This window comes from Nocardia wallacei, from assembly GCF_014466955.1.
GTDB classification, from domain to species: Bacteria; Actinomycetota; Actinomycetes; order Mycobacteriales; family Mycobacteriaceae; genus Nocardia; species Nocardia wallacei.
Map to the genome: position 1 here is coordinate 6100273 of NZ_AP023396.1, position 26498 is coordinate 6126770.

25 protein-coding genes, 2 tRNA genes and 1 pseudogene are annotated in these 26498 nt (G+C 69.5%); 14 read left to right on the forward strand and 14 right to left on the reverse strand.

What is annotated here, in order from left to right; all coding sequences use genetic code 11:
• Positions 1–98 precede the first annotated feature (98 nt).
• From NWFMUON74_RS27050 to NWFMUON74_RS27075, 6 genes are all read right to left on the reverse strand, one after another.
• The gene (locus tag NWFMUON74_RS27050; RefSeq protein WP_187684584.1) at positions 99–767 is read right to left on the reverse strand and encodes an ATP-dependent Clp protease proteolytic subunit; all 669 of its coding nucleotides are present in this window, start codon (positions 765–767) and stop codon (positions 99–101) included.
• Positions 768–798: 31 nt separating this feature from the next.
• Positions 799–1386, reverse strand: coding sequence for an ATP-dependent Clp protease proteolytic subunit (locus tag NWFMUON74_RS27055; RefSeq protein WP_187684585.1), 588 nt, complete (start codon positions 1384–1386; stop codon positions 799–801).
• Between the two features lie 213 nt (positions 1387–1599).
• Positions 1600–2991 carry a trigger factor gene (gene tig, locus NWFMUON74_RS27060; RefSeq protein WP_425300372.1) on the reverse strand — a complete coding sequence of 464 codons (1392 nt, stop codon included), beginning with the start codon at positions 2989–2991 and terminating at the stop codon, positions 1600–1602.
• Positions 2992–3112: 121 nt separating this feature from the next.
• Positions 3113–3685 carry an FKBP-type peptidyl-prolyl cis-trans isomerase gene (locus NWFMUON74_RS27065; protein WP_187684587.1) on the reverse strand — a complete coding sequence of 191 codons (573 nt, stop codon included), beginning with the start codon at positions 3683–3685 and terminating at the stop codon, positions 3113–3115.
• Positions 3686–4059: 374 nt separating this feature from the next.
• Positions 4060–5493, reverse strand: coding sequence for a sensor histidine kinase (locus tag NWFMUON74_RS27070; protein ID WP_187689447.1), 1434 nt, complete (start codon positions 5491–5493; stop codon positions 4060–4062).
• Between the two features lie 141 nt (positions 5494–5634).
• Positions 5635–6120: an NUDIX hydrolase gene (locus NWFMUON74_RS27075; RefSeq protein WP_187684588.1), complete on the reverse strand. Its 486-nt coding sequence runs from the start codon at positions 6118–6120 to the stop codon at positions 5635–5637.
• A 129-nt stretch (positions 6121–6249) separates the two neighbouring features.
• Here NWFMUON74_RS27075 and NWFMUON74_RS27080 point away from each other — a divergent pair, with 129 nt between their 5' ends.
• The 6 genes from NWFMUON74_RS27080 to NWFMUON74_RS27105 all read left to right on the forward strand — a co-directional run bounded on the left by NWFMUON74_RS27080 (position 6250) and on the right by NWFMUON74_RS27105 (position 11012).
• Complete coding sequence (locus NWFMUON74_RS27080; protein ID WP_187684589.1) at positions 6250–6789, forward strand: hypothetical protein; 540 nt, start codon at positions 6250–6252, stop codon at positions 6787–6789.
• 76 nt (positions 6790–6865) lie between these two features.
• Complete coding sequence (locus NWFMUON74_RS27085) at positions 6866–7861, forward strand: hypothetical protein (protein ID WP_187684590.1); 996 nt, start codon at positions 6866–6868, stop codon at positions 7859–7861.
• Positions 7862–7917: 56 nt separating this feature from the next.
• The gene (locus tag NWFMUON74_RS27090) at positions 7918–8520 is read left to right on the forward strand and encodes a TetR/AcrR family transcriptional regulator (RefSeq protein WP_187684591.1); all 603 of its coding nucleotides are present in this window, start codon (positions 7918–7920) and stop codon (positions 8518–8520) included.
• A gap of 75 nt (positions 8521–8595) precedes the next feature.
• The gene (locus tag NWFMUON74_RS27095; protein WP_187684592.1) at positions 8596–9492 is read left to right on the forward strand and encodes an alpha/beta hydrolase; all 897 of its coding nucleotides are present in this window, start codon (positions 8596–8598) and stop codon (positions 9490–9492) included.
• Positions 9493–9520: 28 nt separating this feature from the next.
• Positions 9521–9982 (forward strand): hypothetical protein, encoded by a 462-nt coding sequence (locus NWFMUON74_RS27100; protein WP_187684593.1) that lies wholly within the window; start codon positions 9521–9523, stop codon positions 9980–9982.
• A gap of 160 nt (positions 9983–10142) precedes the next feature.
• Entirely contained in the window at positions 10143–11012 is an 870-nt protein-coding gene (locus tag NWFMUON74_RS27105) for a polysaccharide pyruvyl transferase family protein (protein WP_232110616.1), read from the forward strand.
• Here the strand turns inward: NWFMUON74_RS27105 and NWFMUON74_RS27110 are convergent.
• Positions 10999–12000, reverse strand: coding sequence for a saccharopine dehydrogenase (locus NWFMUON74_RS27110; protein WP_187684595.1), 1002 nt, complete (start codon positions 11998–12000; stop codon positions 10999–11001). The two genes, NWFMUON74_RS27105 and NWFMUON74_RS27110, sit on opposite strands and share 14 nt — an antisense overlap.
• 83 nt (positions 12001–12083) lie before the next feature.
• On the opposite strand from NWFMUON74_RS27110, the gene NWFMUON74_RS27115 reads away from it, so the two are divergent.
• Positions 12084–12689 (forward strand): TetR/AcrR family transcriptional regulator, encoded by a 606-nt coding sequence (locus NWFMUON74_RS27115; protein WP_232110617.1) that lies wholly within the window; start codon positions 12084–12086, stop codon positions 12687–12689.
• Between the two features lie 493 nt (positions 12690–13182).
• On the forward strand, positions 13183–14388 hold the full coding sequence (locus NWFMUON74_RS27120; protein WP_187684596.1) for a hypothetical protein: 1206 nt from the start codon (positions 13183–13185) through the stop codon (positions 14386–14388).
• Between the two features lie 3 nt (positions 14389–14391).
• On the opposite strand, the gene NWFMUON74_RS27125 is transcribed toward NWFMUON74_RS27120, so the two are convergent.
• Together NWFMUON74_RS27125 and NWFMUON74_RS27130 are read right to left on the reverse strand one after the other, a co-directional pair.
• On the reverse strand, positions 14392–16362 hold the full coding sequence (locus NWFMUON74_RS27125; protein WP_187684597.1) for an NB-ARC domain-containing protein: 1971 nt from the start codon (positions 16360–16362) through the stop codon (positions 14392–14394).
• Between the two features lie 134 nt (positions 16363–16496).
• On the reverse strand, positions 16497–17801 hold the full coding sequence (locus NWFMUON74_RS27130; RefSeq protein WP_187684598.1) for a flavin-containing monooxygenase: 1305 nt from the start codon (positions 17799–17801) through the stop codon (positions 16497–16499).
• A 112-nt stretch (positions 17802–17913) separates the two neighbouring features.
• Here NWFMUON74_RS27130 and NWFMUON74_RS27135 point away from each other — a divergent pair, with 112 nt between their 5' ends.
• A complete protein-coding gene (locus tag NWFMUON74_RS27135; protein WP_187684599.1) occupies positions 17914–18348 on the forward strand; it encodes a MerR family transcriptional regulator in 435 nt (144 codons plus the stop codon).
• A gap of 95 nt (positions 18349–18443) precedes the next feature.
• Positions 18444–18785 (forward strand): cupin domain-containing protein, encoded by a 342-nt coding sequence (locus NWFMUON74_RS27140; RefSeq protein ID WP_187684600.1) that lies wholly within the window; start codon positions 18444–18446, stop codon positions 18783–18785.
• A gap of 80 nt (positions 18786–18865) precedes the next feature.
• On the opposite strand, the gene NWFMUON74_RS27145 is transcribed toward NWFMUON74_RS27140, so the two are convergent.
• A tRNA-Pro gene (locus NWFMUON74_RS27145) sits at positions 18866–18942 on the reverse strand.
• Positions 18943–18948: 6 nt separating this feature from the next.
• A tRNA-Gly gene (locus NWFMUON74_RS27150) sits at positions 18949–19019 on the reverse strand.
• 451 nt (positions 19020–19470) lie between these two features.
• Here NWFMUON74_RS27150 and NWFMUON74_RS27155 point away from each other — a divergent pair.
• The gene (locus tag NWFMUON74_RS27155) at positions 19471–20466 is read left to right on the forward strand and encodes a GGDEF domain-containing protein (RefSeq protein WP_187684601.1); all 996 of its coding nucleotides are present in this window, start codon (positions 19471–19473) and stop codon (positions 20464–20466) included.
• Between the two features lie 44 nt (positions 20467–20510).
• A complete protein-coding gene (locus NWFMUON74_RS27160; RefSeq protein WP_187684602.1) occupies positions 20511–21341 on the forward strand; it encodes a DUF1542 domain-containing protein in 831 nt (276 codons plus the stop codon).
• 9 nt (positions 21342–21350) lie between these two features.
• Here the strand turns inward: NWFMUON74_RS27160 and NWFMUON74_RS27165 are convergent, their stop codons facing one another.
• Both NWFMUON74_RS27165 and NWFMUON74_RS27170 read right to left on the reverse strand, forming a co-directional pair.
• Positions 21351–22166: an Fpg/Nei family DNA glycosylase gene (locus tag NWFMUON74_RS27165; RefSeq protein ID WP_187684603.1), complete on the reverse strand. Its 816-nt coding sequence runs from the start codon at positions 22164–22166 to the stop codon at positions 21351–21353.
• A gap of 22 nt (positions 22167–22188) precedes the next feature.
• The gene (locus NWFMUON74_RS27170) at positions 22189–22659 is read right to left on the reverse strand and encodes a ribose-5-phosphate isomerase (protein WP_187684604.1); all 471 of its coding nucleotides are present in this window, start codon (positions 22657–22659) and stop codon (positions 22189–22191) included.
• Between the two features lie 96 nt (positions 22660–22755).
• Between NWFMUON74_RS27170 and NWFMUON74_RS36350 the strand changes: the two are divergent.
• Positions 22756–23790 (forward strand): annotated as a pseudogene (locus NWFMUON74_RS36350) (M48 family metallopeptidase); the annotation flags it as partial.
• A gap of 596 nt (positions 23791–24386) precedes the next feature.
• On the opposite strand, the gene NWFMUON74_RS27180 reads toward NWFMUON74_RS36350, so the two are convergent.
• Positions 24387–25046, reverse strand: coding sequence for a mycothiol-dependent nitroreductase Rv2466c family protein (locus NWFMUON74_RS27180; protein WP_187684605.1), 660 nt, complete (start codon positions 25044–25046; stop codon positions 24387–24389).
• A gap of 155 nt (positions 25047–25201) precedes the next feature.
• Here NWFMUON74_RS27180 and NWFMUON74_RS27185 point away from each other — a divergent pair, with 155 nt between their 5' ends.
• Positions 25202–26422 carry an NAD(P)/FAD-dependent oxidoreductase gene (locus NWFMUON74_RS27185; RefSeq protein ID WP_187684606.1) on the forward strand — a complete coding sequence of 407 codons (1221 nt, stop codon included), beginning with the start codon at positions 25202–25204 and terminating at the stop codon, positions 26420–26422.
• Positions 26423–26498 lie beyond the last annotated feature (76 nt).

The following is a 26498-nucleotide window of genomic DNA, read 5'->3' on the forward strand; positions in this document are numbered from 1 at the left end:
CGAGCATGTTTCTCATGTGCGCCTCCCGCCGCCGCAGCCCATATTGCCATCGCGACGGGTGCTCGCGCGGCGATACCGGACGACGGGAGGCGCGGTGATCACTTCTTCTGCGCGCTGAGCTTGCGGTACTCGAACACCTGGTCGATGATGCCGTATTCCCGGGCTTCCTCGGCGGTCAGGATCTTGTCGCGGTCGGTGTCCTTGCGGATGGTGTCGGCGTCCTTGCCGGTGTGCCGGGCCAGCGTGGTCTCCATCTGCCGCCGCATGCGCTCGATCTCGGCGGCCTGGATCTCCAGATCCGAGACCTGGCCCTGGATGCCACCCTCCAGCGACGGCTGGTGGATCAGCACGCGGGCGTTGGGCAGGCAGGCGCGCTTGCCGGGCGTGCCGGCGGCCAGCAGCACCGCGGCGGCCGAGGCGGCCTGGCCCAGGCATACGGTCGCGACGTCGGCGCGCACGTACTGCATGGTGTCGTAGATCGCCATCAGCGCGGTGAACGAGCCACCGGGCGAGTTGATGTACATGGTGATGTCACGGTCGGGGTCCAGCGACTCCAGTACCAGCAGCTGCGCCATGATGTCGTTGGCCGAGGTGTCGTCCACCGTGGCGCCGAGGAAGATGATGCGCTCCTCGAACAGCTTGTTGTAGGGGTTGGACTCCTTGACACCGAAGCTCGAATGCTCGATGAACGAGGGCAGGATGTAGCGGGCCTGCGGGCCCGCCGGGGCGATACCGGACAGGCCGGCGCGGGGATCGATGAGAGTCATCTCTGTCTCCAAAGGTTCTCGAGGCGGTGAGCTAGTTGGCGGTGCCGTTGGCCTGGCGGGCGTGGGTGATCACGCTGTCGATGAAGCCGTACTCCAGCGCCTCGGCGGCGGTGAACCAGCGGTCGCGGTCGGCATCGGCCGTCACCTGCTCGATCGACTTGCCGGTGTGGTGTGCCTGCAGCTCGTTCAGCTCGCGCTTGGTGTGGGCGAACTGCTCGGCCTGAATGGCGATGTCGGCGGCCGAACCACCGATACCGGCCGACGGCTGATGCATCATGATCCGCGCGTGCGGCAGCGCGTAGCGCTTGCCCGGCGCCCCGGCCGTCAGCAGGAACTGGCCCATCGAGGCGGCCAGGCCCAGACCGTAGGTGGAGATGTCGCACTCGACCAGCTGCATGGTGTCGTAGATGGCCATGCCCGCGGTCACCGAACCACCCGGGGAGTTGATGTACAGCGAGATGTCGCGCGTCGGGTCCTCGGCCGACAGCAGCAGGATCTGGGCGCACAGCTTGTTGGCGATGTCGTCGTCGACCTGGGTGCCCAGGAAGATGATGCGCTCGCGCAGCAGACGCTCGTACACCGAGTCACTGAGGTTGAGCCCAGCGGTCGGCGATGTCATGACCGGCTTGGCCCCATCAAAAGCGACAGCCTCATTGATTGTCACGGATACCTGCCCTCTCTCACCGGCTCGGTGCTCGCAAGCACAGCCTGAACTGATTCGCTTTCCCAAACCCTAACGAAGCAGGGCGGCACCGAACTCCCGGTACCGCCCGCATTCGCTCACAGCGCAACGTCGGCAACCGCACCGGGCGCCGGCGCCGCGCGCATCCGACTACTCCGCGTTCGCGCCGGCCTTCTCCGCCGACTCCTGCTCGGCCGCCTCCGGCTCGGCGTCGGAATCGTCGGGGCTGCCGAACATTTCGGCGGTGTCGACGACATTGCCGTCGGTGTCGGTGACCTTCGCCTGGCCGACCACGGTGGCCAGCGCCTTGCCCCGGCGCACGTCGGCGAAGATCGCGCCCAGCTGGCCGGCCTGCTGCACCTGCTGGATGAACTGCTCCGGCGACATGCCGTAGCGCTGCGCCTGGAACAGGATGCGCTCGGTCAGCTCCTGCTGGCCGACCTCGGTGTTCTCCGACTCGGCGACGGCGTCGAGCAGCAACTGGGTCTTCACCGACTTCTCGGCGGCCTCCTTGGAGTCCTTGTCGAACTCCTCGCGGGAGGACCCCTGCGCCTCGAGCGCCTCGGCGAACTTGGCCTCGTCGTGGTCGAAGCCGTGCACGGCGTCGTGCAGCACGGCGTCGATCTCGCCCTGCACCGCGCCCTCGGGCAGCGGCACCTCGGTCTTGTCCAGCAGTGCTTCGAGCACCTTGTCGCGGATCTCGCCGGCCTGCTGCACCTTCTTGCCCTGCTCGACCCGCTTGCGCAGGTCGTCCTTCAGCTCCTCGACGGTGTCGAATTCGCTGGCGAGCTGGGCGAATTCGTCGTCGACCGCGGGGAGCTCACGCTCCTTGACGGAGTTCACCTTGACGGTGATGACCGCCTCCTTGCCGGCGTATTCGCCCGCGACCAGCGTGGAGGTGAATTCCTTGGACTCTCCGGCCGACAGGCCGATCAGGGTCTCGTCCAGGCCCTCGATGAGCTGACCCGAGCCGACCTCGTGCGACAGGCCGGTGGTCGACGCCTCCTCGACCTCCTTGCCGTCGACGGTGGCCGCCAGATCGATGGAGACGAAGTCGCCGTCCTGAACCGGGCGCTCCACGCCCTTCAGGGTGCCGAAGCGCTGCCGCAGCGACTGCAACTGCTGCTCGATGTCCTCGTCCTCGACCGAGATCGGGTCGACGGTCACCTCGATGCTCGCGAAGTCGGGCAGGGCGACCTCGGGGCGGACGTCGACCTCGGCGGTGAACGCCAATTCCTGCCCGTCCTCGATCTTGGTGATCTCGATCTCCGGCTGGCCGATGACCTTCACCTCGGAGGTCTGCACGGCCTCGCCGTACTTGGTCGGCAGCGCGTCGTTGACGACCTGCTCGAGGATCGCGCCGCGGCCGAGCCGGGCCTCCAGCAGCTTGGCGGGGGCCTTACCCGGGCGGAAACCGGGAATGCGCACCTGCTGGGCCAGCGCCTTGTACGCCTTGTCGAAGTCCGGCTTCAGCTCCTCGAAGGGCACCTCGACATTGATGCGGACCCGGGTCGGGCTCAGCTGCTCGACGGTGCTCTTCACGGACATGCTCCTTGTTCGTTGTTCTCTGGGTTGACGTCGTCGGTTCCCCCCGATCGCATCCCGCCCAGCCTAGTCGACCTGCGTGAGCGGGCCGAATCCACCTCACCTCCGAGAGGGACCACTATCCTCCGACCTTCACCGCGTCGGTCACGAAGACCAGGGTCTCGTTGGGTCGCACACCGTTGCCGCCGCGCCCGTAGCCCAGATTCGGCGGGATGATCAGCAGACGGCGGCTGCCCTCGGTGACCCCGGCCAGGCCCTGATCCCAGCCGGGAATGACCTCGCCCGCGCCCAATGTGAGCTTGAAGGGCTCGCCGCGGTCGAAGGAACTGTCCAGCTTCTGGTGGTCCGACCAGGTGACCAGCGTGTAGTTCATGGTCAACGGCTGGCCGGGTTGTGCGGCCGGACCGGTGCCCACCACCAGGTCCTTGGTGATCAGCTGCTGGGGCGGATCGCAGTCGTCGGGGATGGTGATGGTCGGGGCCTCGCCGAAGCCGCCGGTGGTCTCGATGTCCTCGGCGGTGCACTCGCGGCCGTGGCGCTGCGGCGCGGCCTGCGCGCGCGAGGCGGCCGCCGCGGACGTCGTCGGCGACGCGGCGGAGCCGGACTCGTCGTCGTCGCTGCCGCACGCGGCCAGCGCGAGTACCGCGGCCGCGACCATCCCGGTCGACACGATCCTGCCCACCATGCGCATGCCGCGCTCCTCCTCCTGTCCGGGCCACGCCACCACGGCGTCAGCGGGTTGCCGCGCCGAACCTACACGCAGACACGCCCCCACGCATCGATCCGCCACGCAGCACCCGGCCCCCTGACGGAACTCCGCCGCACCCGTCCCGTCCCCAACCCGTCCCGCTCACCGATGCGGCATCGACCGGGGCTACCGCCGTGAACGTCACACCTCACCCGTTCGCTGTCCACGTTGCCCTGCCGCCGCGCGCGACGTCGCCGGGCCGGTACCACGTGCATGTCATGCCGCGTCCGGTCAACGCCCACACACACCCGGCCCAGCGCGCGCGGCGTCGACCGGGGCGGTACCACCGTGAACGTCGCACCGTTCGCCGACCACGCTCACCCGACCGCCGCACGCGAGGCCGACCGGGGCAGTACCACCGTGAACGTCGCGCCTCGTCCCGGTTCGCTGTCGACGCTCACCCGGCCGCCGTGGGCGGCGACCAGGGCCTGCACGATCGACAGGCCCAGTCCGGTGCCGCCGCTGGCGCGGGTGCGGGAGGAGTCGGTGCGGTAGAAGCGCTCGAAGACCTTGGACGCGGCCTCGGGCGACAGGCCGGGGCCCTGATCGGAGACGTCGATGCGGACCTCCTCGGCGCCGGGCGTGAGCCGCACGGTGACCGGCGTTCCGGGCGGGGTGTGCGCCAGCGCGTTGCCGAGCAGGTTGCCCAGCACCTGCCGCAGCCGGTCGGCGTCGCCCTGCACCTCCAGAGTGCCGGTGCCCGAGGCGATTTCGAGCGATATGGCACGGGTCGAGGCGCTCGATTCGCGGGCGGCCATCGCCTGCGCGCTGTGCACCGCGTCCCCGGCCAGCGACAGCAGATCCACCGGCTGCCGTTGCAGCGGGCGCTGCGCGTCCAGCCGGGCCAGCATCAGCAGGTCCTCCACCAGCAGGCCCATCCGTTCCGCCTCGACCTCGACGCGCTCCAGCACCAGCCGCGGATCCTGGCTCGCCCCTTGGCGATACAGCTCGGCGAAGCCGCGGATGGTGGTCAGCGGAGTGCGCAGTTCGTGACTGGCGTCGGCGACGAACTGCCGCATCTTCGCCTCCGAGCGCCGCGCGGCCTCCTCCGACGCCTCGGTCGCCGCGACGCCGTGCTGGATCTGGGCCAGCATCGAATTCAACGATCGCGCGAGGTGATCCACCTCGGTGTCGACCCCGCGCACCGGCACGCGGCGACTCAGATCACCGGCCGCGATGGCCGCGGCCGTCTCCTCCACCTGGCGCAGCGGGCGCAGGCTGCGGCGCACCACCACATAGCCGCCCACACCCAGCAGCAGCAGCGCCGCCGCACCGGTCCCGGCCTCGAACATCAGTAGGCGAGAGACGGTTTCGCGGTTGTCGTCCAGGGACAGGGCGATGGTGGTGGAGCCGTACTGGTTGGCGGTGGTGAGCACCCGCCACTTCGTCGACGAGCCGTCCACCGAGTCGACGGTCACCGGCGTGCCGACCGGTACCCCGGACAGGTCGGGCCCGTTCGCCGGCGCCGGGCGGCCGGTGTCGTAGACCTGCCCGTCGGGCGACTTGCGCACTTCGTAGAATTTGCGCGGCTGATCGGTGGGCGCGGGTTCGCGCGGCGGCGGACCGGGCAGGTCGGCCGGAATCCAGATGGTGCCCTGACTCCCCGTGACCTGCCGCATGGGATGTGGTCGCGCCCAGCCGCGCGCCGAATCGTAGAGCTGCTCGTCGGTCCGCTCGGTGAGCGAGCGCGACAGTGCCGAGGTGACCGCGAAGCCCGAGGCGACCAACACCACTCCGGCCAGCACCACCATCGCGACGACCAGGCCGATCCGCAGGGGGATCGCCGATATGCGTCGGCCGAGCGCTGCCCGCACCCTCAACGGAGCACCCTTCACGCACCCATCTCTACTCGGCGACACTGGGAGATTGCTGGAAGCGGGCTGGGCGTTTTCTCAGGAGTCCGCCCGGGCGCCGTCGAGGTGCTCGGCGAGCCGCCGCAGGAAGGGCCGCTGCCCGGTGCTCAGCTTCTCCTGCGCGGTGGTCAGATCGAACCATTCGGCGCGGTCGATCTCGGGAAACTCCCGCAGCCGCCCCGACCGCGGCGGCCATTCCATCTCGAAGGTGCCCGGAACCACCTGATCCGGGTCGAGATCGCCCTCGACCGCCCACACCAGTACCTGCTTCTTGCCGCGGCCGCTCCCGTAACGCACCTCCCCGAGCGCGACCCAGTCCCCGTCGGGCACCGGCAGCCCGAGTTCCTCGGTGAACTCCCGTCGCGCCGCGAGCAGCGAATCCTCGGTCTCCGGTTCGTATTCGCCCTTCGGAATCGACCAGGCCCCGGCATCCTTGCGTGCCCACAGCGGCCCGCCCATATGCCCCAGCAACACCCGAACCTCGGGCGCGCGTCGGAACAGCAGGACTCCGGCGCTGTATTTCATGGTCGTCCAGTGTGCCGCACACCGCGCCGCGGGAGGACACGCGATACCCCGCGAAATCCCAACGCGCACCGCAACCCACCTCCCGGCAGTGGTGACAGGCGCAACCGGTCGGCCACCTAGGCTTGTCGGATGACCACTCCGAGCACCCCGTGGTCGAGCCGGACCGAGGCACGATCCACCGAACAGCTCGGTACGACTCCCGCGAGCACGTCCACGCCGCGACCGGACGGCGAACCACCGCGACGGAGCAGGTCGACACCGCTGTTCGACGCCGGGATGTTCGTCGGAATCGGCATATTCACAATCCTTCTCATCGTTTTCGGCCACGACGCGTTCGAGACGTCGTCGAAAGCGCCGCAGTCGCCGGACCGGGCGGCCGCCGCGCCGCAGAATCCCCGGGCCGGTAATCCGGCCGTCCGGATCACCAGCGGTTTCACGGTCGGCAAGGTGATCGCGAACGACGGCGCGACCTTGCGGGTGCGGGGCGTGTCCGGGTCGACGACGGTCGTGCGCACGGACCCGGACACGCGCGTCATGGTGTTGCCGGGGTCGCGGGTGTCGGATGCGCGGCCGGGCACGATGGTGATGGTGTACGGCGACAAACAGGGCGACGGAGCCATCGTCGCCAACCTGATGATGGGCGTGACACTTCCGATTCCGGGACGCTGAGCACGTCGGCGCCGGCCTTCCCAGGAGCGGGACTTTTTCGGCGTTCGGGCTGCTGCGCCGCACCTACACTCGATTCATGGCGCACCCCACACCCTGGGGATCGAGCGAAGCCTCGCCCGATCCGCCCGATCCGCCGGGCCGGACGAAACGTGCCGCGTACCGCAGGCCCGACCTCGCGCCGTATCTGGCTGCGGCACGGGAGAACTGGGGTTACGTCACCGCCGCCGTCGCCGGTCTGGTCAGCCTCATCCTCTTGTTTCAACCCTGGCTCACCGCGTCCGGACCCGACGGCCGCGCCTCCACCAACGCGTTCGGCCGGATCGATGCGACCACCGCGTATCTGACCGCGTGGTCGTCGGACCACAACCCGATCGCGAAGATCACCGGACTCTGGGCGATCATGGCCGCCGCCGCCATCGTCGTCACCTGTGTCACGGCCGTACTCAGTCTGCGGCTGCGCACGGAACTCACCTCTCGCGCCGCGGCGATATCCGCCGTGGTGGCCGCGTTCTTCATCATCATGACGCTGGTCTACATCAACAGCAAAGCGCCCGAACTGAAGGCGATGACGGCCCGCAAGTACGACGCGGGCGGTCAGCTCGGATCGCTGATGGCCTGGGCCTTCGGCAACGGCACCCTGGCCATTCCGGGCATCGCGCGCAAGCCGTACTCCAGCGCCGGGCTGACGCCATGGGGCATGGTGGCAGGTGGGTTGTCCCTGGTGGCGGCCGTGGCCGCGGTGACGCAATGGCTGCTCGATCATCCGGCCAGCCGGATGCGGCTGCGGCTGAAGTTCCGTTCTCCGATCGTCGCGACCAGCGCGGCCGACGTCGCCCCGAGCGCGTCGGATGCCGCGTCCGGCCCGGCCGGGCAAGCCACGGCCTCAGCCCAGGCAGCCACCGGCTCGTCCGGGCAAGCCACTGCCTCGGCCCAAGTAGCCACCGACTCGTCCGGGCAAACCACCATCTCGGTCCAGCCGGGCTCGTCCGGGCAAACCACAGGCTCGTCGGAGCAATCCTCGCGTCCGGCCGAGAATGCCGGGGAGCCTGGCGGTTCCGGTAAGGCCGACTGATCCCGGCGCCACCTGCAGCGCGCGACCATCGGGCGAGCGCTGAGTACCGTGAGCGCATGCCGGACCGAACGCCGACGCGGGGAGGACGCCCGCGCGATCCCGCGGTGGACGCCGCGCTGCTGGCCGCCGCGGCGCGTCTGGTCGCCCAACGTGGTTACGGCGCACTGACATTGCAGGCGGTCGCGGACGAGGCCGCGACCAGCCGCCCCGCCCTGTACCGCCGCTACTCCGACCGCGCCGAACTGGTGGTGGCCCTGCTGATCGACCGGTTCGGCCTGCACCCCGGCGCACAGGATCTGGGCGGGATCGAGGCCGAGATGCTGGCCATCCAGCGGCATCAGGTCGAACTGTTCAACGACCCGGTATTGCGCAACGCCCTGCCCGGCCTGCTCGAGGACCTGTCGCGCAGCCCGGAGCTGGCACAGCGTTTCCTCACCCGTTTCCTGATTCCGCGGCGGGTCTCCACCGCGTGCATCCTGGATCGGGCGGTGGCCCGCGGCGAGATCGCCCCCGGCACCGACCCGGAGTGGATCTGCGACCTCATCACCGGCCCGATGCTGATGCGGGCCCTGGTCCCGATGCTCGGCCCGATCGACGAGACCCTGGTCCAGCTGACCGTCCGGTCCGCCCTGGACGCCGTGGGCTTCCCGCGCGACTGAACCCGATTGTGGTTGACGCCACACTGCCGTACCCATAAGCTCCATTACGTTACAGCGCGTAATGGTATCGGAGGCATGATGCGCGTCGATCTCGAATTCCGCAGCGGCGGAGCCACTTTGCGCGGTTGGCTGTACCGGCCCGAGCACGTGCCCGAAACCGGCGCCCCGCTGGTGGTCATGACGCACGGCTTCGCCGGGGTGAAGGAGTGGGTGGCCCCGTTCGCCGAGGTCTTCAGCCGCGCCGGGCTGGCGTGCCTGGTATACGACCACCCCGGCTTCGGCACCTCCGACGGCGAGCCGCGCTACGAGGTCGACCCGACCGCGCAGATCGAGGGCTACCGTGACGCCATCACCTTCGCACAGACCTTGGACGGCATCGACGCGGGCCGAATCGCGGTGTGGGGCACCAGTTATGCGGGCGCGCACGTGCTCGTGGTGGCGGCCACCGATCGCCGGGTGCGGGCCGTCGTGTCGCAGGTACCGCTGACCCACGGCTGGGCCACCTTCAGTCGATTGGTGCCGCCGACCATGCTGCCCGTGCTGCACGAGGCGATCGCCGCCGACCGCCTCGCCCGCGCCGCGGGCAAACCGCACCAGACCATCAAGGCGGCGTCCGACGATCCCGCCGACCTGGTGGCGATGCCGGGCACCGAGGTCTACGAGTGGCTGATGGCCAACGGCCCGCAGATCCCCACCTGGCGTAACGAGGTCACGCTCAGCAGCGTGGACAAGTTCCAGTCCTACGCGCCCGAGGCGTTCCTGCGCCGGATCTCACCCACCCCGCTGCTCATGGTCGTCGCCGAGCACGACACCCTCACCCCGACCGATATCGCCCTGGCCGGATACGCCGAGGCCCTCGAGCCCAAGCAGCTGGAACTGGTGCCCGGCGGCCACTTCGCGGTATACGAGCAGCGGTTCGATCAAGCCTCCGCCGCCGCCCGCGATTTCCTGCTCACCCACCTTGCCGGGTGACCACGAAGACTGCGGTGGGCATCGGTTCATGACAGTTCTGGCCTTGGCGATCGGCGACGCCGAATTCACCGCCAGCGCGGTGGCCGCCGGTATCGGCGCATCCGACGTCCGGCGCATTCCCGTTCCGGCGGCGGCGAAGTGGAACGCCTGTCGCGATCTCCTGCTCGAGGTCGCCGGAGACGACGAGATCACCGCGATCGGCATCGCCTGCCCGAATCCGAGCGATCTTCCGGCCGCCGCGGTGCGCCGAATGTTCCCGGTCGCCATCGTGCAGGTGGCGACCCGGGAGCTGTGCCGCCTGCTGGCCGAGCGAAGCCTCGGCCCGGTGACCGGCCCCGAGGTGGTGCTGGCCGGTGCGGGCATCCTGGCGCTGCTCGCCGAGGAGCGCGCACCCCGCGGCCCGTCCCGCCCGACCACCTTCACCACCGAGCCCCGCGCCACACCCCGCCCGAGCCGCCGCGCCCTCGCCTGCACACACCGCCACCGGTAACCCCCACCGCCGAACCGACCATCCCGGCCACCACGCAGCCCCACCGCGGTTCGGTCCCGCCGGGCCGACGAGTTCCGGCATCCACATACCGTTGGTGAAGACTCGCGGCGGGAGGATTGGGGTGGTCGGGAGCGGGTAGAGGGCTACCATGCGAGTCCTTGTGACCGGATGGCCCAGTTTCGTGCACGGCGAGGCGACCGCCGGGGATGTGGCGAGCATGCGCCGGGTGTGCGATGTGCTGGCGTCCGCGGGCATCCCGCACGACTCGGCGTGGAGCCCGGCGTTCCACCCGGACGCACTGCATCTGGACGATGCCGACTCCCGGCAGTACTCGCACCTGGTCTTCGTGTGCGGACCTGCCCACGGCGAACAGGTGCGGCAGTTGCACGAGCGCTACGCGACCTGTCGGCGCATCGCGGTCGGCGTCTCGGTGCTGGACCCGCAGGACGCGTCGGTGACCGGGTTCCACCGGGTCCTGCCTCGCGACGACCCGGAGACCGCGCGCCCCGACCTGGCCGTGGCGGCGGGCATGACCACGGTGCCCGTCGTCGGCGTGGCATTGGCCCCGGGGCAGTCCGAATACGGTGCCGCCCGGCGTCATCGGTCGGTCCACGAGGCATTGGAACGCTGGCTGGGCGAGCTCGACTGCGCCCGCCTCGCGATCGATACGAGGCTGGCCTCCGACGACTGGCGGCAGTGCGCGACACCCGATCAGCTCGCCTCGATATTCGCCCGGCTGGATGCGGTGATCACGACCCGCCTGCACGGTCTGGTCTTCGGATTGCGCGCCGGGGTCCCGGTGCTGGCGGCGGATCCGGTCGCCGGTGGCGGCAAGGTCACCGCGCAGGCGCGGGCGCTGGACTGGCCCGCGCTGGTATCCGCCGACCAGACCCTCGATCGGGATCGGCTCGACCGCTGGTGGCAGTGGTGCCTGTCGCCCGCGGGACGGGAACGTGCCGGTCGGCGCGAGTTCGTCGCCACCGAGCCGCTGGCCGGCAAGCTGCTCGACGAATTGCTCACGCGTCGGTGAACGTCGCGCCGACCTCGATCATCCGCTCGACCGCGTGCGCCGGGTCCACCAATCCTTCCGGGGTGTGCAGGCCCGCCGCCACGGGGTCCCCGCGCAGTCCCAGCAGTCGTTCGGCGCCGAGTGCGACACCGAGCGCGGTCAGCGGGCGTTGTCCGGCCGGATGGAAGAGGTAGCGGCTACGGGTCAGCGACGTTCCCGCGGGACCTACGCCCGCCAGCTCGATGCGGGTCTCGAGGGAGGGAGGCCCGCCACGGCGCCGACTCGCGGATTCGCCGACGGCGAAGTCGAAGCGGACCTCCGGCGCGCCGGTCGCCAGCGCCAGGCTCGGCACGTCGAGGATGGGAATGGTCCGGCCGGGCAGCGACGTGCCATCGATCCTGCGCACCTCCGCCCCTGCCTGCTCCTCCGGCAGCCAGGTGAAGACCCCGTCGCGGCGGATCAGCCCGGCCGAGGTCGCTGCCAGCAAACGCTCCAGATCGGCGATCGCGGCGGGCCCACCGGCGTCGGTCTCGTCCAGCACCGCGCCGATCCGGATGGCGTCGACTCGGTCGAACTCGCGGGCGAAGTGCAGGGTCGCGAGCACGACGAGACCGGCGAGATAGTGACTGGCCAGCAGGATCGGAGCCGCGCCCGGCCGCTGCGCGCCCGCGACGACCTCCGGTCCGATATCCACCAGGCCGCTGGAGATGCCCAGATACGGCACGGCATTGCGCTGCGCGTAACGCAATCCGTGCAGCTGCGCGTCCCACACCGCCGCGATCACCGCCGAATACGCGGGTTCGGCGGGCAGGCCGAGGTCGCTACGCCGCAGGTCGAGGGTCACCGCGGTGGCATTGCCGAGGTCCGCGGCGACCCGCGCCGCACGCTCCGCGTTGCGCCCGGCGATGGTCAGCGGCAACCGCGGATGCCACTGCCGCAGCAACGCCGCCGCGCCGCCTCCCGCCTGGCCGGAACCGCCCATGATCAGTACCGATTTCGATTGTGCCACTGGTGGAGTCCTCTCTCGGTGTTAACCTACAATTTGTAGTCTACATTTTGTAGCTATACTGGGCGGCAAACGCAAGGAGGATCGTGAAAAGGTCACCGGCTCGCCTGTCCAAGCAGGCGCGGCGAGAGCAGTTGCTCGACACGGCCATGGCGGTGGTGCGCGCCCACGGCGCCGACCGATTGACCCTGCCGACCCTCGCCGAGGCCGCCGGAGTGAGCCGGCCGATCGTCTACGACCACTTCGACACCCGCCCGCGCCTGCTGCTCGCCCTGTACCGACGCCTCGACGAACGCCACCGCGCCGCCACCGAACAGGCCCTGCGGGATGCCGCGCCGGAACCCCGCGAGATCGCTCGGGTCATGAGCGCCGCCTACTTCGCCTGCGCCACCGACATGCCGGAATTCAACGCCATTTCCGCGGCGCTGAAAGGAGATCCGGAGATGGAGGCGATCCAACACGAACTGCTCGACGGCTACACGGCGATGATGGCCGCCGCACTGGCCCCACACTCCGATCTCACCGCCGAGGCGCTGCGCCTGCGGTGCACCGGCGTGCTGGGCGCCGCCGAAGCGATCGCCACGGAGTTGAACCACGGCCGCACGACCGCCTCCGAGGCCGCCGCCGCCCTCGCCGACCTGATCGTCGGCAGCACGGCCGCCGCGAAACCGCGCTCGGCCCAGCGCAATTAGGGGGGCCGCTACGATCGTGGCCGTGTCACCCCCAGACAGCCGGCGTCACGGCTCCACATCGGACTGGTCCACCTATCCGAACATCCGCACGGTTCTGGCGGTCACGCACAATACGACGGCAGCGTCCCGGCTCTTCGATACTCTCGACCTGCTCGCGGCGGATCCACGAATCCGTATCGAATTCTCCTGCCCGGGGTCGTCGTACTTCGACACGGATCTCGCGTCGTTTCTCACCGACCGCGGTGTCCTAGCGATTCCGTGGCAGCAGGCGATGGCGGACGAGTTCGATCTCGCGATATCGGCGAGTTATGGCGGAGAATTACACCGCCTGCGCGCGCCATTGATTGTCATGCCACACGGTGCGGGATACAATAAATTACTCCACAAACCACAAACCACAAACCACAAACCACAAACCACAAACCACAAACCAGTATTCGGATTATCTCCCGAATGGTTGCTGCACGCGGGGCGCGTCGTCCCGTCGGTGATCGTGCTTTCACACACCGAGCAGGTGGAGCGTCTACGGCAGTCGTGTCCGGCGGCCGCGCCCAGGTCGCTCGTTGCCGGTGACATCTGCTTCGATCGACTGCGAGCGAGTATGCCGTTGCGGCCGAGTTACCGCCGTAGTTACGGTCTCCGCCGCGGGCAGCGCCTGATCGTCGTATCGACGACGTGGGGCAAGGATTCACTCCTGGGCACCGCCCCGGATCTACCACGCACAATCGCCGCGGCGTTACCGTCGGACGAATATCGGACAGTACTCGCACTGCATCCGAATATCCGCTCGTTCCATTCCCGCTGGCAGGTCGCGGAGTATCTGGCGGGAGTCGCACGGGCGGGCGTCGATGTTCTGGACAGTGTGCGGGATTGGCGCACGGCGGTCGCCGCCGCCGACCTGGTCATCGGTGACCATGGGTCCATTCCGTTCTATGCCGCCGCGGCGGGTATTCCGGTCTTGCTCGCCGCGGCGCCGTTGCCTGCCGTCGACCCCGTTTCACCCGTCGCCCAGCTACTGCGAACGGCGCCGAAACTCGACATCGCCACAGATATCGAGCGGCAGGTGGAGCGAACCATCTCATCCCACAATCCACAGGAATACGCCGAGCTGTCCGCGCTCGCGACGTCCGAACCAGGTGGCGGCGCGGCAACGCTGCGCGCCGCGGTCTATCGCGCACTGCGCCTGCCCGAACCCGCCGAACCCGCCGTCACCTCGGTGCTTCCGCTGCCCGAACGCGCCCTCGGCGGCCCGAATGCCCATGTCGTGCATGTCGACATCGCTGCCGATCGGTCGGCGACGATCACCCGCTTCCCCGCCGAACGCCTCCACACCGACCTGCCCAACGGCGCGGGCACGCACCTGGCGGTGGGTGTGACCGAAACGCACGCCCAGTGGCTGTACTCCGCCGATGTCCTGATCGGGGACACGGGCGCGGATACCGAGGGGTGGGTTGCCGAATCGCTGTCCCGGCTACCCGGGTGCGCGCTGGCCACGGCACCGACACCGGACGGCGACTGGCTGGTGGGCGACAGAACATCGCTGCTGCGCGTGGCCGCTTCCGATCCCGCGCACCACTTGTTCGCCTCCGTGGCGTACCAGCTCATCAGCCGAGGGCGGACACTGGGCGAACTGACAGGTCGGTGGATGATCCGCTGCGCCACAAGTAGTTTCGTCGTCACCGTCGCCGACGCGGCATGACCGTTACTCCGCCGACACGGTATCGATCTTCTCCTGCACCCCGGCGGCGATGGCGCGGAATGCGAGGTCGGAGTAGATCGCCTGCCCGGCTCGGTAGCGTTCCAGCGCCGCCGCCCGGTTCCCCGCCGCGCTCGCGCAATCGCCCAACGCCACAAGGATTTCCGCCTCGTCGAACCGTCGCCGTCGTTGCCGCATCACAGTGCGTGCGCTCTGCAGCAGATCCTCGGCCTCGCCGACCGCACCGCCTTGCTCGAGCAGTTTCCGTCCGCGCCAAGCCAGGATCTTCGCGACATTGTCCGGTTCGGGCCGCTGCGCCGCGGCGAAAAAGTTCTGGGCGTCCGCGAGCAAGGTCAGCGCCGGACCCGGCTCCTCCACCTTCGCCCGGTGCAACGCCGCCAGCGCCAGTCTGCGACCGTCGCCGATCCCGCGAGCGAGTTCGTAGTTGTGCCGCAAGGTGTCTCGCGCTTCCACGACTGCTCCGCCGACGAGCTGCGCCAGCCCGAGTCCTTCCAGCGCGGACGCCTCCAACTGAGCGGCGAGGCGGGAGGCCGGCAGCATCCGCGCGGCCTGGACCCCGCGTTCGAAAGACGCCGCCGCGGGCGACGCCTCCTGTCGCCAGTAATGCACGAAACCCGCCTGCGTGTGCAGAAAACTCGCCGCCTCCGCCATGGTCGACCGCTCCGCCGCGGTGATGCCGTGCGCGTTGACCGCGAGCATCGCATCGAGGCGTTTGTCCTGTTCCTGGAACGGCCACAGCAGCACACACCACCGCACGACGAGCGCGTCACGGTCGGCGCCCAGCGCGTACTCCAGCGCGACCACCAGATTGTCGTGTTCACGTCGCAGCCACTCGCGCGCGCCGTCCGCATCGGTGAACTCGCCGGTGCCCGGCCCGGGAAACCGCACGGAGGGAAACAGCAGGTTCCGCCACGGCCGGTTGGGCGCGAGCAGCGTGTCCGCGGCCTTCAGGCCGCGGTCGTAGTAGTCGATCAGGCGTTCTTCGCGGCGGTCGCGCTCGCTGTCGGCGAGCCCGCGCGCATGCACGCGAACCAGATCGTTGATCTCGTAACCGTGCTCGCGTTCGGCGATGAGGTGCAGGTTCGCCAGTTCGATTGCGCACCAGTCGACTTCGTCGGCCGGCAGATTCAGCGCCGCGGTCAGGGCCGCTGCGGACAGTGTCCCGGCATGCGATCGCAGGCCGAGTGCCCGGTAGCATTCCCGGGCGGTCTCCGACAGGGACGTGTACGCGGCATCGAAGATCTCCGGCAACGACAGCGCCGTCGACCGCCGCCGATCGCTGCTCAGCAGATCCGCGAACGAGCCGATCCGCCGCGCGGGGTGCTGCGCGATCATGCTCCCCACCACACACAACGCGAACGGCATGGCGGCGCAGAGGGCGACGATCCGCCCCACGGCGTCCGGCTCCGCGGCGACTCGCTGCGGACCGACTATCCGGCCGAGCAGAGCGCGCGCCTCGTCACCGGGCAGCGGATCCAGCTCGAACACGCGCCCTCCCCGGCTCAGGTCCGCGGCGGAGTTCCGCCCGGTCACCACGATCAGCGATCCGCCGTCGGCCGGTTCGAGCCACGACACCTGGGCCGCGGTGGCGGCGCCGTCCAGCACGACCAGCATGCGGCGACCGCGCGTGAGGGTGAGGTAGTGGCCGTGCCGCGCTTCCGCGAGGTCGGGCAGGTCCTCGCGCCGAACACCCAGTGCCACAAGGCTGTTGGCGAGCAGATCGGGGATCGACGTCGTGTCCGAGAGCCGATGGTAGAGCTGCCCACCGTGATAGTCCTCGGCGAGGCGATGCATCAACTCCGTCACCACGGCGGTCTTCCCGACGCCCGGTAAACCCTTGATGACCACCGTCGCATTCCCCGCCGCCCCCGCCGCATGGTCCTCGACCGCCGCCAGCACCGCCTGGCGATCCACGAAATTGCCGTTCCGCGGCGGGATCTGCCTCGGTACGTCCACCACCACACACCTCCCCTGCGCCGCACGCAGCCTACCCGAGTGGACCCCCCGCCGGAATGCCGACGCGCACAGCCGCACGACCGGGCGCGGCGCCCGGACCGTGCGGCTCGGCCCGCGCCGACCACCGGACGTCGCTACACCATGAGCGAGGCGCTGGAGCCGGAGCGCATGATGTGGTCGATGTGGATCTGGCGCGCGATGAACCGCCCGTTCTCGACATTGGCTGAAATCGCCGCGGGAGCAAGGGAATTGCCGTCTGGCAGGCCGGCGTAGTAGAGCCCCGGTATCGATCCGAGGATGCCCTTCTGCTGGATGGGTACGCCGTGCTCGTCGAGTGCGCGTCCGGGCAGGATCGCGTAATCGGGCCCGAAGCCGGTGCACCAGATGATCGTGCCGATGTGGTGGCGGGCCAGGTCGAGAGTCGGTCCGAAATCGGTGATGTGGTCGGTGCGCACCGTCGGTGCGGGGTGCTGCTCGGGCGCGACGAAACCCCGTCGACGCAGCCCGGTGTCGATCGTGTCGAGCACTTCTCGCAGCGAGCGCGCGGCGTCCCGCGCGATTTCCTCGACATTGTCCGCCAGCTCCAGGACGTGCCCCCGGGCAGCGCGCGTGGAGCCGACCAATGTCACGCCCTTTTCCGCCAGCGTGCCCAAGTTGAGCTCTCCGGCACCGTCTTTCACGGCTGTGACGGGCAAGCCCGGCAGTCGGCGCCGGTCCTCGCCGACATGCCGAGGGTCCGGGGTGACGAAATCGTCGTAGAGGGAGAAGACGTACATCCACTCGTGGATCGTGCGGCCGCGGTAGTGGCGCGGGTAGGTGCGATGCCGCCCGACCGACAGGAAGACACGACGTCCCCGATCGGCCAGTTCGTCGGCGATCTGCTGGCCGCTGATTCCCGCGCCCACCACCAGGACGGCGCCGTCGGGCAGGGATTCCGGATTGCGGTAGTCTCGCGAATGCAGCTGCACCACAACGGGGTCGACGTCGGAGGCCAGGCCCGGAACCCGAGGTTTCGCGTAACCGCCCACTGCCGCAACGAGATTGCGCGACTCCACCACTCCGCCGGTGGCCAGGTGCGTCCGAAATCGCACCTCGTCGCCGTCGTGGGCGGTTGCGGGGCATTCGACCTCGCGCACCGGTGTGTGCTGCCGTACCCGCAGCTTCCGCCGCGCCACGTAGCGGCGTAGATGCTCGGCCAGTTCCGGCCCCGACATGAATCCGTTCGGGTCGTCACCGTCGTAATCCCAGCCCGGAAACCGCACCGACCGATTCCCGCTGCCCACCAGCAGGCTGTCCCACCGTTCGTGGGCCCACGCCTGGCCGATCTCGGCCCGCTCCAGCACGACCGCCTCGCGCCCGATGTCCTGCAGCGCCGCGGCGACTCCGCATCCCTGCTGGCCGGCGCCGATGATCACCGTCTCGCAATATTCGACATCCACCCGAATCAATCCTTCCGAGGTCAGTAGAGCCAGCCAGTTGTTAGGCTTGCCTTACCGAATCATCTGAAGTCGGGTGGAGATCAAGTCCACGACGAGACGAACGGTGTGTGACATGAGTGACGCCCCGAACCATCCCGATGAGCTGGTCGGGATCGGTGCGGCTGCCCGCCGCTACGGTCTGGCCGAATCCGCGCTGCGCTACTGGGAACAGCGCGGCCTGCTGCGCCCGGCCCGGCGCCGGTCCCGCTGGCGACTGTACGGACCGGAGGAGTTGCACCGCATCGGGCTCATTCACATGTGGCGCGAGACCGGCCGGCTGAACCTCGACGAGATCGAACAGATCCTCACCGCGCGCAACGACAACTGGCGCCGCGCCGTCCGCGGCCGCATCGCCGCCATCGAGCAACAACAGCAGCGCCTCGCCGCCGCGCGGGCACACCTCGAGCACCTACTCCACTGCCCCGACGACAACCCCGCCGAGCAGTGCCCCTATCTCCGCGAAATGACCGCGGCCCGAGCGGTTTCGACAAGCAACCGTGACGCATAGGAGGAACTGCGGCAGCCGGGACTTGACCTGAAGCACAGTAGAGGTTCTAGGTTCGCGACCTAACTCGACGCCTGACCACTACGAAAGGTTCCACCATGGCAGTGACACCGCCGCGAGCCCGCAGGTTCGGCTCGGAGATCGGCTCCGACGCCGTCCGCTTCGGCGACCGGATCCTCATCGCCCCCGCTCTGGACAAAGCGGCCGGAGAGTCGATGAGCGCCTACACGACGTTCCTCTACGCCGGCGCCCGCGCCGACCTTCCGGCACCCTATGCGGAAATCTGGGTCGTCCTCGACGGAACACTGCGTGTAGGCGGCGAGGGCGACGCCGTAACCGTGGGCGCAGGTGACTTCGTGCACGTTCCGGAACAGACACCCGGCATCGTCGAGGCGGTCGAGGACACCACGATGGTTTGTGTGTCGGTGCCCGCTCACTGACGAGGGTGACGACAACCGGTCGATCCGACCTCGAACCACCCGCGGTCGGCTCGCCGACCATCGAGGTCTGTGCCGAATAGTGGTCGGGATGACAGGATTTGAACCTGCGACCCTCCGCTCCCAAAGCGGATGCGCTACCAAGCTGCGCTACATCCCGATAGAGAGCGGGCGACGGGAATCGAACCCGCACCATCAGCTTGGAAGGCTGAGGTTCTACCATTGAACTACGCCCGCACGCATACGACACCCTGGGATCGCCACGATGTCGTCTGCGCCTAGGACTGTACCGAATCCCGGATCCGAAACGCCAATCGCCGCGACGGCTCGGGCCGGCCGGGACGAAATCTTCGTCACAGTGCCGTGAACCCAGCATCCCTCCGGCGCGCCGCATCCGACACGCGTAACACGCCGCTCACGACACGCAGGCGAAGCTGTAACACTCCTGCCTGATCAGCGATGACAAGGACGGTCGCCATTCGCGAGATATCGGAACAGGTTGTAAAACACCATTTTTCGGTATCGAGTGGCTTGCTAGGATCCTTTTTGCCGGACGGGGGTATCTGGAAAGGGGGCGGTGAGCGTGCATCGAGCTAGGTGTACCGGACCGCAAGGTAGTGAGCACGATCCGGAGGGCGTGACCGGTCGGGGTACCGGCGCAGACGGCGTTCGCGTGAGGTGAGCATCGATGCCCGCCGATCTCGAGACGCAGGCCAAAGCGGCCACCACCCGGGACTGGGTTCGTGCTGTCTACAGCAGCAGCGGCCTGACCGTACCGCCCGCCCATCTGGAACAGGTTTTCGCAGGCATCATCGACGAACTGATGGATCTGGCGCGCTCCGAGCCGTTTCCGGTCGCGGCCGCGCGGGCCATCGGCCGCCGGCTGGGCGAGGCGCCGTTCGACCGCACCCGCATGCTGGCCCCGGCCACCCGCGCGCTGCTGGGCTTCGCACCCGGTGAGCCGGGTTCACTGGTGGCCACGCGCTGGCCGTTCGTCGCCAGCCATGCCATCGACGCCTACGCGGAGGCCCTGCAGCAGCGGGCCCTGGCCCAGCAGGAACGCAACCTGACCGAGGCGGTGTCGGTGCGAGTGCAGGAGATCGCCGCCCTGCAGCACCGGCTCCGGCACGAGGCCACCCACGACGCCCTGACCGACCTCGCCAACCGGTCACTGCTCCAGGAGCGGGTGCGGCTGATGGCCACCGACCGCTCCCGCGGCGTCGGCCTGCTGCTGATCGACCTGGACGACTTCAAGCAGATCAACGACGGCTACGGCCATTCCGTCGGCGACGAGGTCCTGGTGGAGATCTCTCGCCGCCTGCGCGCGACCTGCCCGCGCGACACGGTGGTCTGCCGGTACGGCGGCGACGAGTTCGTGCTGGCGCTCCCGGCCCGCCGCAACACCCTGAGCGAGCTGGCCATGCGCATCCTCGCCGCGCTGCGGGACCCGGTGCTCACCGCGAGCGGTCCGATTCCGGTGTCGGCGAGTGTGGGCACGGCCTATTGCCCGCCGGGCCGGTCGTGTGATTTCTCCGACCTGCTGCGCAGCGCCGACCGCGCGATGTACTCGGCGAAAACGGCCGGCAAACGCCGGTTCGCGCTGTCGGAAATGGACGAGGAGGAGCCGGAACCCGGCAGCTACGCACCCGCGCGGCTCGGCTACGACACGGCCGTCGCGGGCTGATCGGCGGCCGGTCGCGCCCGGCGCGCCCGCGTACCCTGGTCCCTGTGACAACCCTCTTTGTCCTCTTGGTTCTCGTTCTGGTGGTGTTTCTGGCCGTGTCATTCTTCGGACGTTCCGCGCAGCGCAACCGGCAGGCCACCGAGCTCGCCGACGCCAAGGCCGATGCCCGCCGGCTCATCGAGCGCCTCGGCGGGCAGGTCTACAACCTCGTCGGCAACGACGAGGCATCCAAGCAGGCCCTGGCCGACGCCGGTGAACGGCTCAACGCGGCCGGTTCTCAGATCGATCAGGCGAGCACCGTCGCGCAGGCTCGGCTGGCGAAGGAGACCGCGGTGGAGGGCCTGTACTACGTGCGCGCGGCCCGCACGGCGATGAACCTGGACCCGGGCCCGCCGGTGCCCGAGCTGGACGGGCAGCGTTCGGCCGGGCGGGTCACCGAGGACCGCACGGTCGACTTCGAGGGCCGGCGGATCGAGGCGTCGCCGTCGCCCTCACCGCAGACACCGAACTACTACCCCGGCGGCCGCGTCGCCGGACGGCCGGTCCCGGCCGGGTGGTACTCGGAGCCGTGGTGGAAGACCGCGCTGGTCGCGGGCGCCTGGGGCATCGGGTCGGTGCTGTTGTTCGACGCCCTGTTCAGCGGCATGTCCGGGGTCGCCTACGGCGCCTCCGGCTTCGAGAACGGGTACGGCGAGGGCTACGACGCCGGATTCGCGGCCGGGCAGGACGCCGACCAGGGAGCCATCGATCAGGGTGGCGACCAGGGCTTCGCGGACCAGGGCGGATCCGATGGCGGCTGGGACGGCGGCGGATTCGACGGCGGCGGCTGGGATGGTGGCGGATTCGACGGGGGCGGATTCGACGGCGGGTTCTGACGACTCCGGTCAGCCGGGCTGACAAGTAGGGCACCAGAACAGATTTCGGCCCTCCAGCACCGCGTGCAGCACGGTGGCTCCGCAGACGCGGCACGGTTCACCCGCGCGACGGTAGACGTAGGTGCGAGGCTTGCCCGCGGCGTACGACGGTGCGCCACGGTCGTGTTCGCGCCGCACGACGACGATCTTCCCGCGCCGCACCCCGACCCGCATCAGTTCCACCAGGTCGGTCCACAGCTCGTCCCATTCGAGCGCGGTCAGGTCGCGGCCCCGGCGCTGCGGTGAGATGCCGTGGCGGAACAGAAGTTCCGCGCGGTAGACATTGCCGACACCGGCGACGACGGTCTGGTCCATGAGCAGGGCGCCCAGCGTGCGGGTGGAGCGGCGGATGCGCTGCCAGGCACGGTCCGGATCGGCGTTGCGGCGCAAGGGATCCGGGCCCAGCCGGGCGGTGAGCGCCGCGACCTCCGGTTCGCGCAGCACCTCGCAGGCGGTGGGGCCGCGCAGATCCGTCCCGTACAGCGGGCCGTCGGAGCGGCCCGCGCCGACCATGCGCATCCGGACCTGCCCGACCGGGTCGCCCAGTGGCACGGCCGATTCCGTGAACGTTCCGTAGAGCCCGAGGTGAACGTGCACGACCAGGCCCGAATCGTAATGGTGCAGCAGGTGTTTGCCCCACGCCTCGGCACGCACCAGCGTCCGGCCGTCCACCAGCGCCGCGCCCGCAGCGAAACGGCCCTGCGGGCTGGAGACCCGCACCACTCCCCCGGCGAAATACTTGTGATGCGCTTTCGCCAGGCGATGCAGCGTATGCCCCTCAGGCATCGGCGATACTCACGCGGACGGCTCAGCTCTGCGGCGTGGGGGCCTCGCCGGACTTCTCGTACTCGGCCAGGATGTCGATGCGGCGCTGGTGGCGCTCCTCGCCCGACCAGGGGGCGGCCAGGAAGGCGTCGACGATGGCGAGCGCGTCCTCGGTGCTGTGCATCCGGCCGCCGATGCCCATCAGCTGGGCGTTGTTGTGCTCGCGGGCCAGGCGCGCGGTCTCGATGCTCCACGCCAGGGCGCAGCGGGCACCGGGCACCTTGTTGGCTGCGATCTGCTCGCCGTTGCCGCTGCCACCGATGACGATGCCGAGGCTGCCGGGGTCGGCGACGACGCGACGGGCGGCGTCGATGCAGAACGCCGGGTAGTCGTCGGCGGCGTCGTACACGTGCGCTCCGCAGTCGAACACCTCGTGACCGGCCCGGTGCAGGTGGTCCTTGAGGTGGTTCTTCAGCTCGAAGCCGGCATGGTCGGCACCCAGATATACGCGCATGGCAGCGATTGTGTCAGGCGCTCGAGCGACGGTGCGCCCGGGGCCGACGCGGTGTGCCGAGAGCGCGCCGGGCCGTTACTGCCTAAGGTTCAGCTCATGCAGTTCGACGACAGCACGTCGCCCCCGACAGTATTCCCGGGGCAGCAGCCCGAAGCCGCGGCCGGACGCAATCCCGTTGCGGCGCTGGCCGATTGGGATCCGCGGCTGGGTCCGCCGGGCTGGGCGCCGCAGACGCCGTACTCCCCGCCGCCGCCTCCGGTGGTGCAGCACTCGCGCGGGTTGTCGCCGTACGGCATGCCGGCCCGGCACAGCTGGGAGATTCCGCTGCTGGTGATCGTCATCGTGGTCACCACCGTCGGATATCTGCTCAGCATGGTGTTGTTGCTGGTCGGGGAGATCAACGACTACATGCTGCTGCTGTTGGGGGCGCCGATCCTGCTGTACCTCGGTCGTGGTCTGAACTACGCGACGCAGCGGCTGAACGCGGTCCGGATGTCGCCCAGCCAGTTTCCCGAGGGGTACCGGATGGTGGTCGAGGCGGCGCAGCGCTTCGGCATGGCCACCGTGCCCGACGCGTACGTGATCACGGGCAACGGGCAGATCAACGCGTTCGCGTCCGGGCACGGGTTCCGCCGCTACGTCGTGGTCTACAGCGACCTGTTCGAGGTGGGCGGGCAGGCCCGCGACCCCGACGCGCTGGCGTTCATCATCGGTCACGAGGTAGGGCACATCGCCGCCGGTCACGTGTCGTACTGGCGGCAGCTGGGCATGTTTTTGGTGCCGTTCCTGCCGATCCTGGGCAATTCGCTGATTCGTAGCCAGGAGTACACCGCGGACAATCACGGCTACTGCAACCGGCACGTCGGCGCGCCCGGCGCGATGCGGACGCTGGCGGCCGGCAAATGGCTCAACCCCCTGGTCGGTTTCGACGAGATGGCCGACCGGGCCGCGCAGGAGAAGGGCTTCTTCGTCTGGGTGGCCAACGCCATGTCCTCCCACCCGGTATTGACCTGGCGCATGTGGGCCCTGCGCGACCGCAGCCGCCACGGCAAACTGTTCTGGCGGCCCAGCGCCCCCTTCGCCCCACCTAATTCCGCTCGCCCCCAAGGCTTCCCACCACCCGGCGGCCCGGGGTACCCGCAATCCACCCCGCCGACGGGAACGTACTACTCGTCCCCCGGCCAACCTCTCCCGCCGACCGGACAGAACTACCCCGGAACCGGACATAACTATCCGACAATAGGACAAAGCCACCCAGCGGTCGGCCCGAGCAACCCGGCGGGCGGGCAGAGCTACCCGACAAGCGGCCCGAGCAACCCGACGGCCGGGCAGAGCAACCCGGCGGGCGGGCAGAGCAACCCGACGAGCGGCCCGAGCAACCCGACGGCCGGGCAGAGCAACCCGGCGGGCGGGCAGAGCAACCCGACGAGCGGGCAGAGCAACCCGACGGGCGGGGAGAGCTCGCCGACGACTGAGCACAGCGCACCGACAGCTGGAGAGAGCTACCGCCCGGCCGGACCGGCTTCCCCGTCGAACGGACCGGGGTACCCACCGCGGGACGGCGCCGCGACGGGCGAGAGGCCGGGCGAGCAGCCGAAGGATTCGCAGTAGCAGGCGATCCGGCCTGAGCCGGCACACTCCCGTGGGACGCGGCATATTCACCACCTCGGCGGTGATTCGCTCAGGCCGGTTGCCGGAGTGGGTCTCGCCGGCAGGCCCGCGGCCGATCAGTCGAACTGGGGATCTTCGGTGCGGGTTCGCTTGAGCTCGAAGAAGTGCGGGTAGGAGGCCAGCGCTACGGCGCCGTCCCAGACCTTTCCGGCGTCTTCGCCGCGGGGGATCCGGGAGAGCACCGGGCCGAAGAAGGCGACGTCGTTGATGTGGATGGTGGGAGTGCCGACGTCCTTGCCGACCTTGTCCATGCCCGCGTGGTGGCTGGCGCGCAGAGCCTCGTCGTAGTCGGTGCTCGACGCGGCCTCGGCCAGTTCGGCGGGCAGGCCGAGTTCGGCGAGCGAGTCGGCGATGACGGCGGCCAGCGTCGCGCCGCGGTCCTCGCGTTCGTATTCGTCGCGGCGGTTGTGGATGCGGGTGCCCATGGCGGTGTAGAGCGGCGACAGCACCTTGTCGCCGTGCTGCTGCGCGGCGGCGATGGCCACGCGGACCGGGCCCCAGGCGGTCTTCATCAGCTCCTGATAGATCTCGGGCAGGTCGTCGCGGCCCTCGTTGAGCACCGCCAGGCTCATCACGTGGAAGTGGGTCTCGATGTCGCGGACCTTCTCGACCTCCAGAATCCAGCGGGAGGTGATCCAGCACCACGGGCACAGCGGGTCGAACCAGAAATCCACCCGGTCCTTGGCGCCGGTCGGGTTGGTCGTCGTGTCGCTCACGTCGGGGTCCTCTCGGAAAGTCGGTCCGGCGCCGCCGAGTCTCGCGGGCGCCGTCGACAGTCATCAACGACGGAAACTTCCGGATATTTCCCGAGGCGCGCGGCGGGGCGCAGTAGGGTCGGAATCGACCTGGTTGCCGTCGCACGGAGGTTTCCATGAGCACAGATTCCAGGTTCGTCATCGTCGGTGGCGGGCTCGCCGCGGCGAAGCTTGCGGAGGCGTTGCGCGCCAACGACTTCGCCGGATCCATCACGCTGATCGGCGCGGAGGAGCACCTGCCCTACGAGCGGCCGCCGCTGTCGAAGGAGCATCTGCTGGGCAAGCAGCAGCTCGCCGATTTCACCACCGACCCCGCGCACTGGTACCGCGACCACCACGTCGAGCTGATGCTCGGCACCACCGTCACGGCCGTCGACCGCGCCGCCAAAACCGTTGCGCTGCCGGATGGTTCGACCCTGCCCTACGACAAGCTCGCGCTGGCGACCGGCTCGCGGCCCAGGCGGCTGCCCCTCCCCGGCGCCGACGCCGCGGGCGTGTACGAGCTACGAACCATCGAGCAGTCCGACGCGCTGATCGACCTGTTCGGCTCGGCGCGGCGGCTGGCGGTGATCGGCGCGGGCTGGATCGGGCTGGAGGCCGCCGCCGCGGCCCGCGCCGCCGACGTCGAGGTCACCGTGCTGGAGACCGAGCAGGTCCCGCTGCGGGCCGCGCTCGGCACCCGGATGGGCCAGGTGTTCGCCGACCTGCATCGCGCGCACGGGGTAGACCTGCGCTGCGGGGTCGAGGTCGGCGAGATCACCACCTCCGGCGGCCGGGCCACGGGCGTGCGGCTCGAGGACGGCACCGTGATCGAGGCCGACGCCGTGCTGCAGGCGGTCGGTGCGCGGCCGAATATCGAACTGGCCGCCGACGCCGGACTCGCCGTGGCGAGCGGCGTGCTGGTGGACGAGAGCCTGGCGACCGACGACCCGGACATCGTGGCCGTCGGCGATATCGCCGAGCACCAGCATCCGGTGCTGGGCCGTCGGATCCGCGTCGAACACTGGGCCAACGCGCTCAACCAGCCCGCGGTGGCGGCCCTGACCATGCTCGGCGAACCCGCCACCTACGACCGGCTGCCGTACTTCTTCACCGACCAATACGATCTCGGCATGGAGTACACCGGGTACGTCGCCCCGGGTGCGGACGCGTCGATCGTCGTCCGCGGTGACACCGGCACGCGCGAGTTCGTGGCCTTCTGGCTGGACTCCGGCAATCGCGTGCTGGCGGGCATGAACGTCAACATCTGGGATGTCACCGACCGGATCAAGGAGTTGATCCTCGCGGGCGACCCGGTCGACCCGGAGCATCTGGCCGACACCTCGACGGCATTGTGACCACGGTCACTCACCGGATGCGTCGAAATTCGACGGTCGGCTCCGACCTGTCCGCGAGAGCACCGCAGCGAACAAC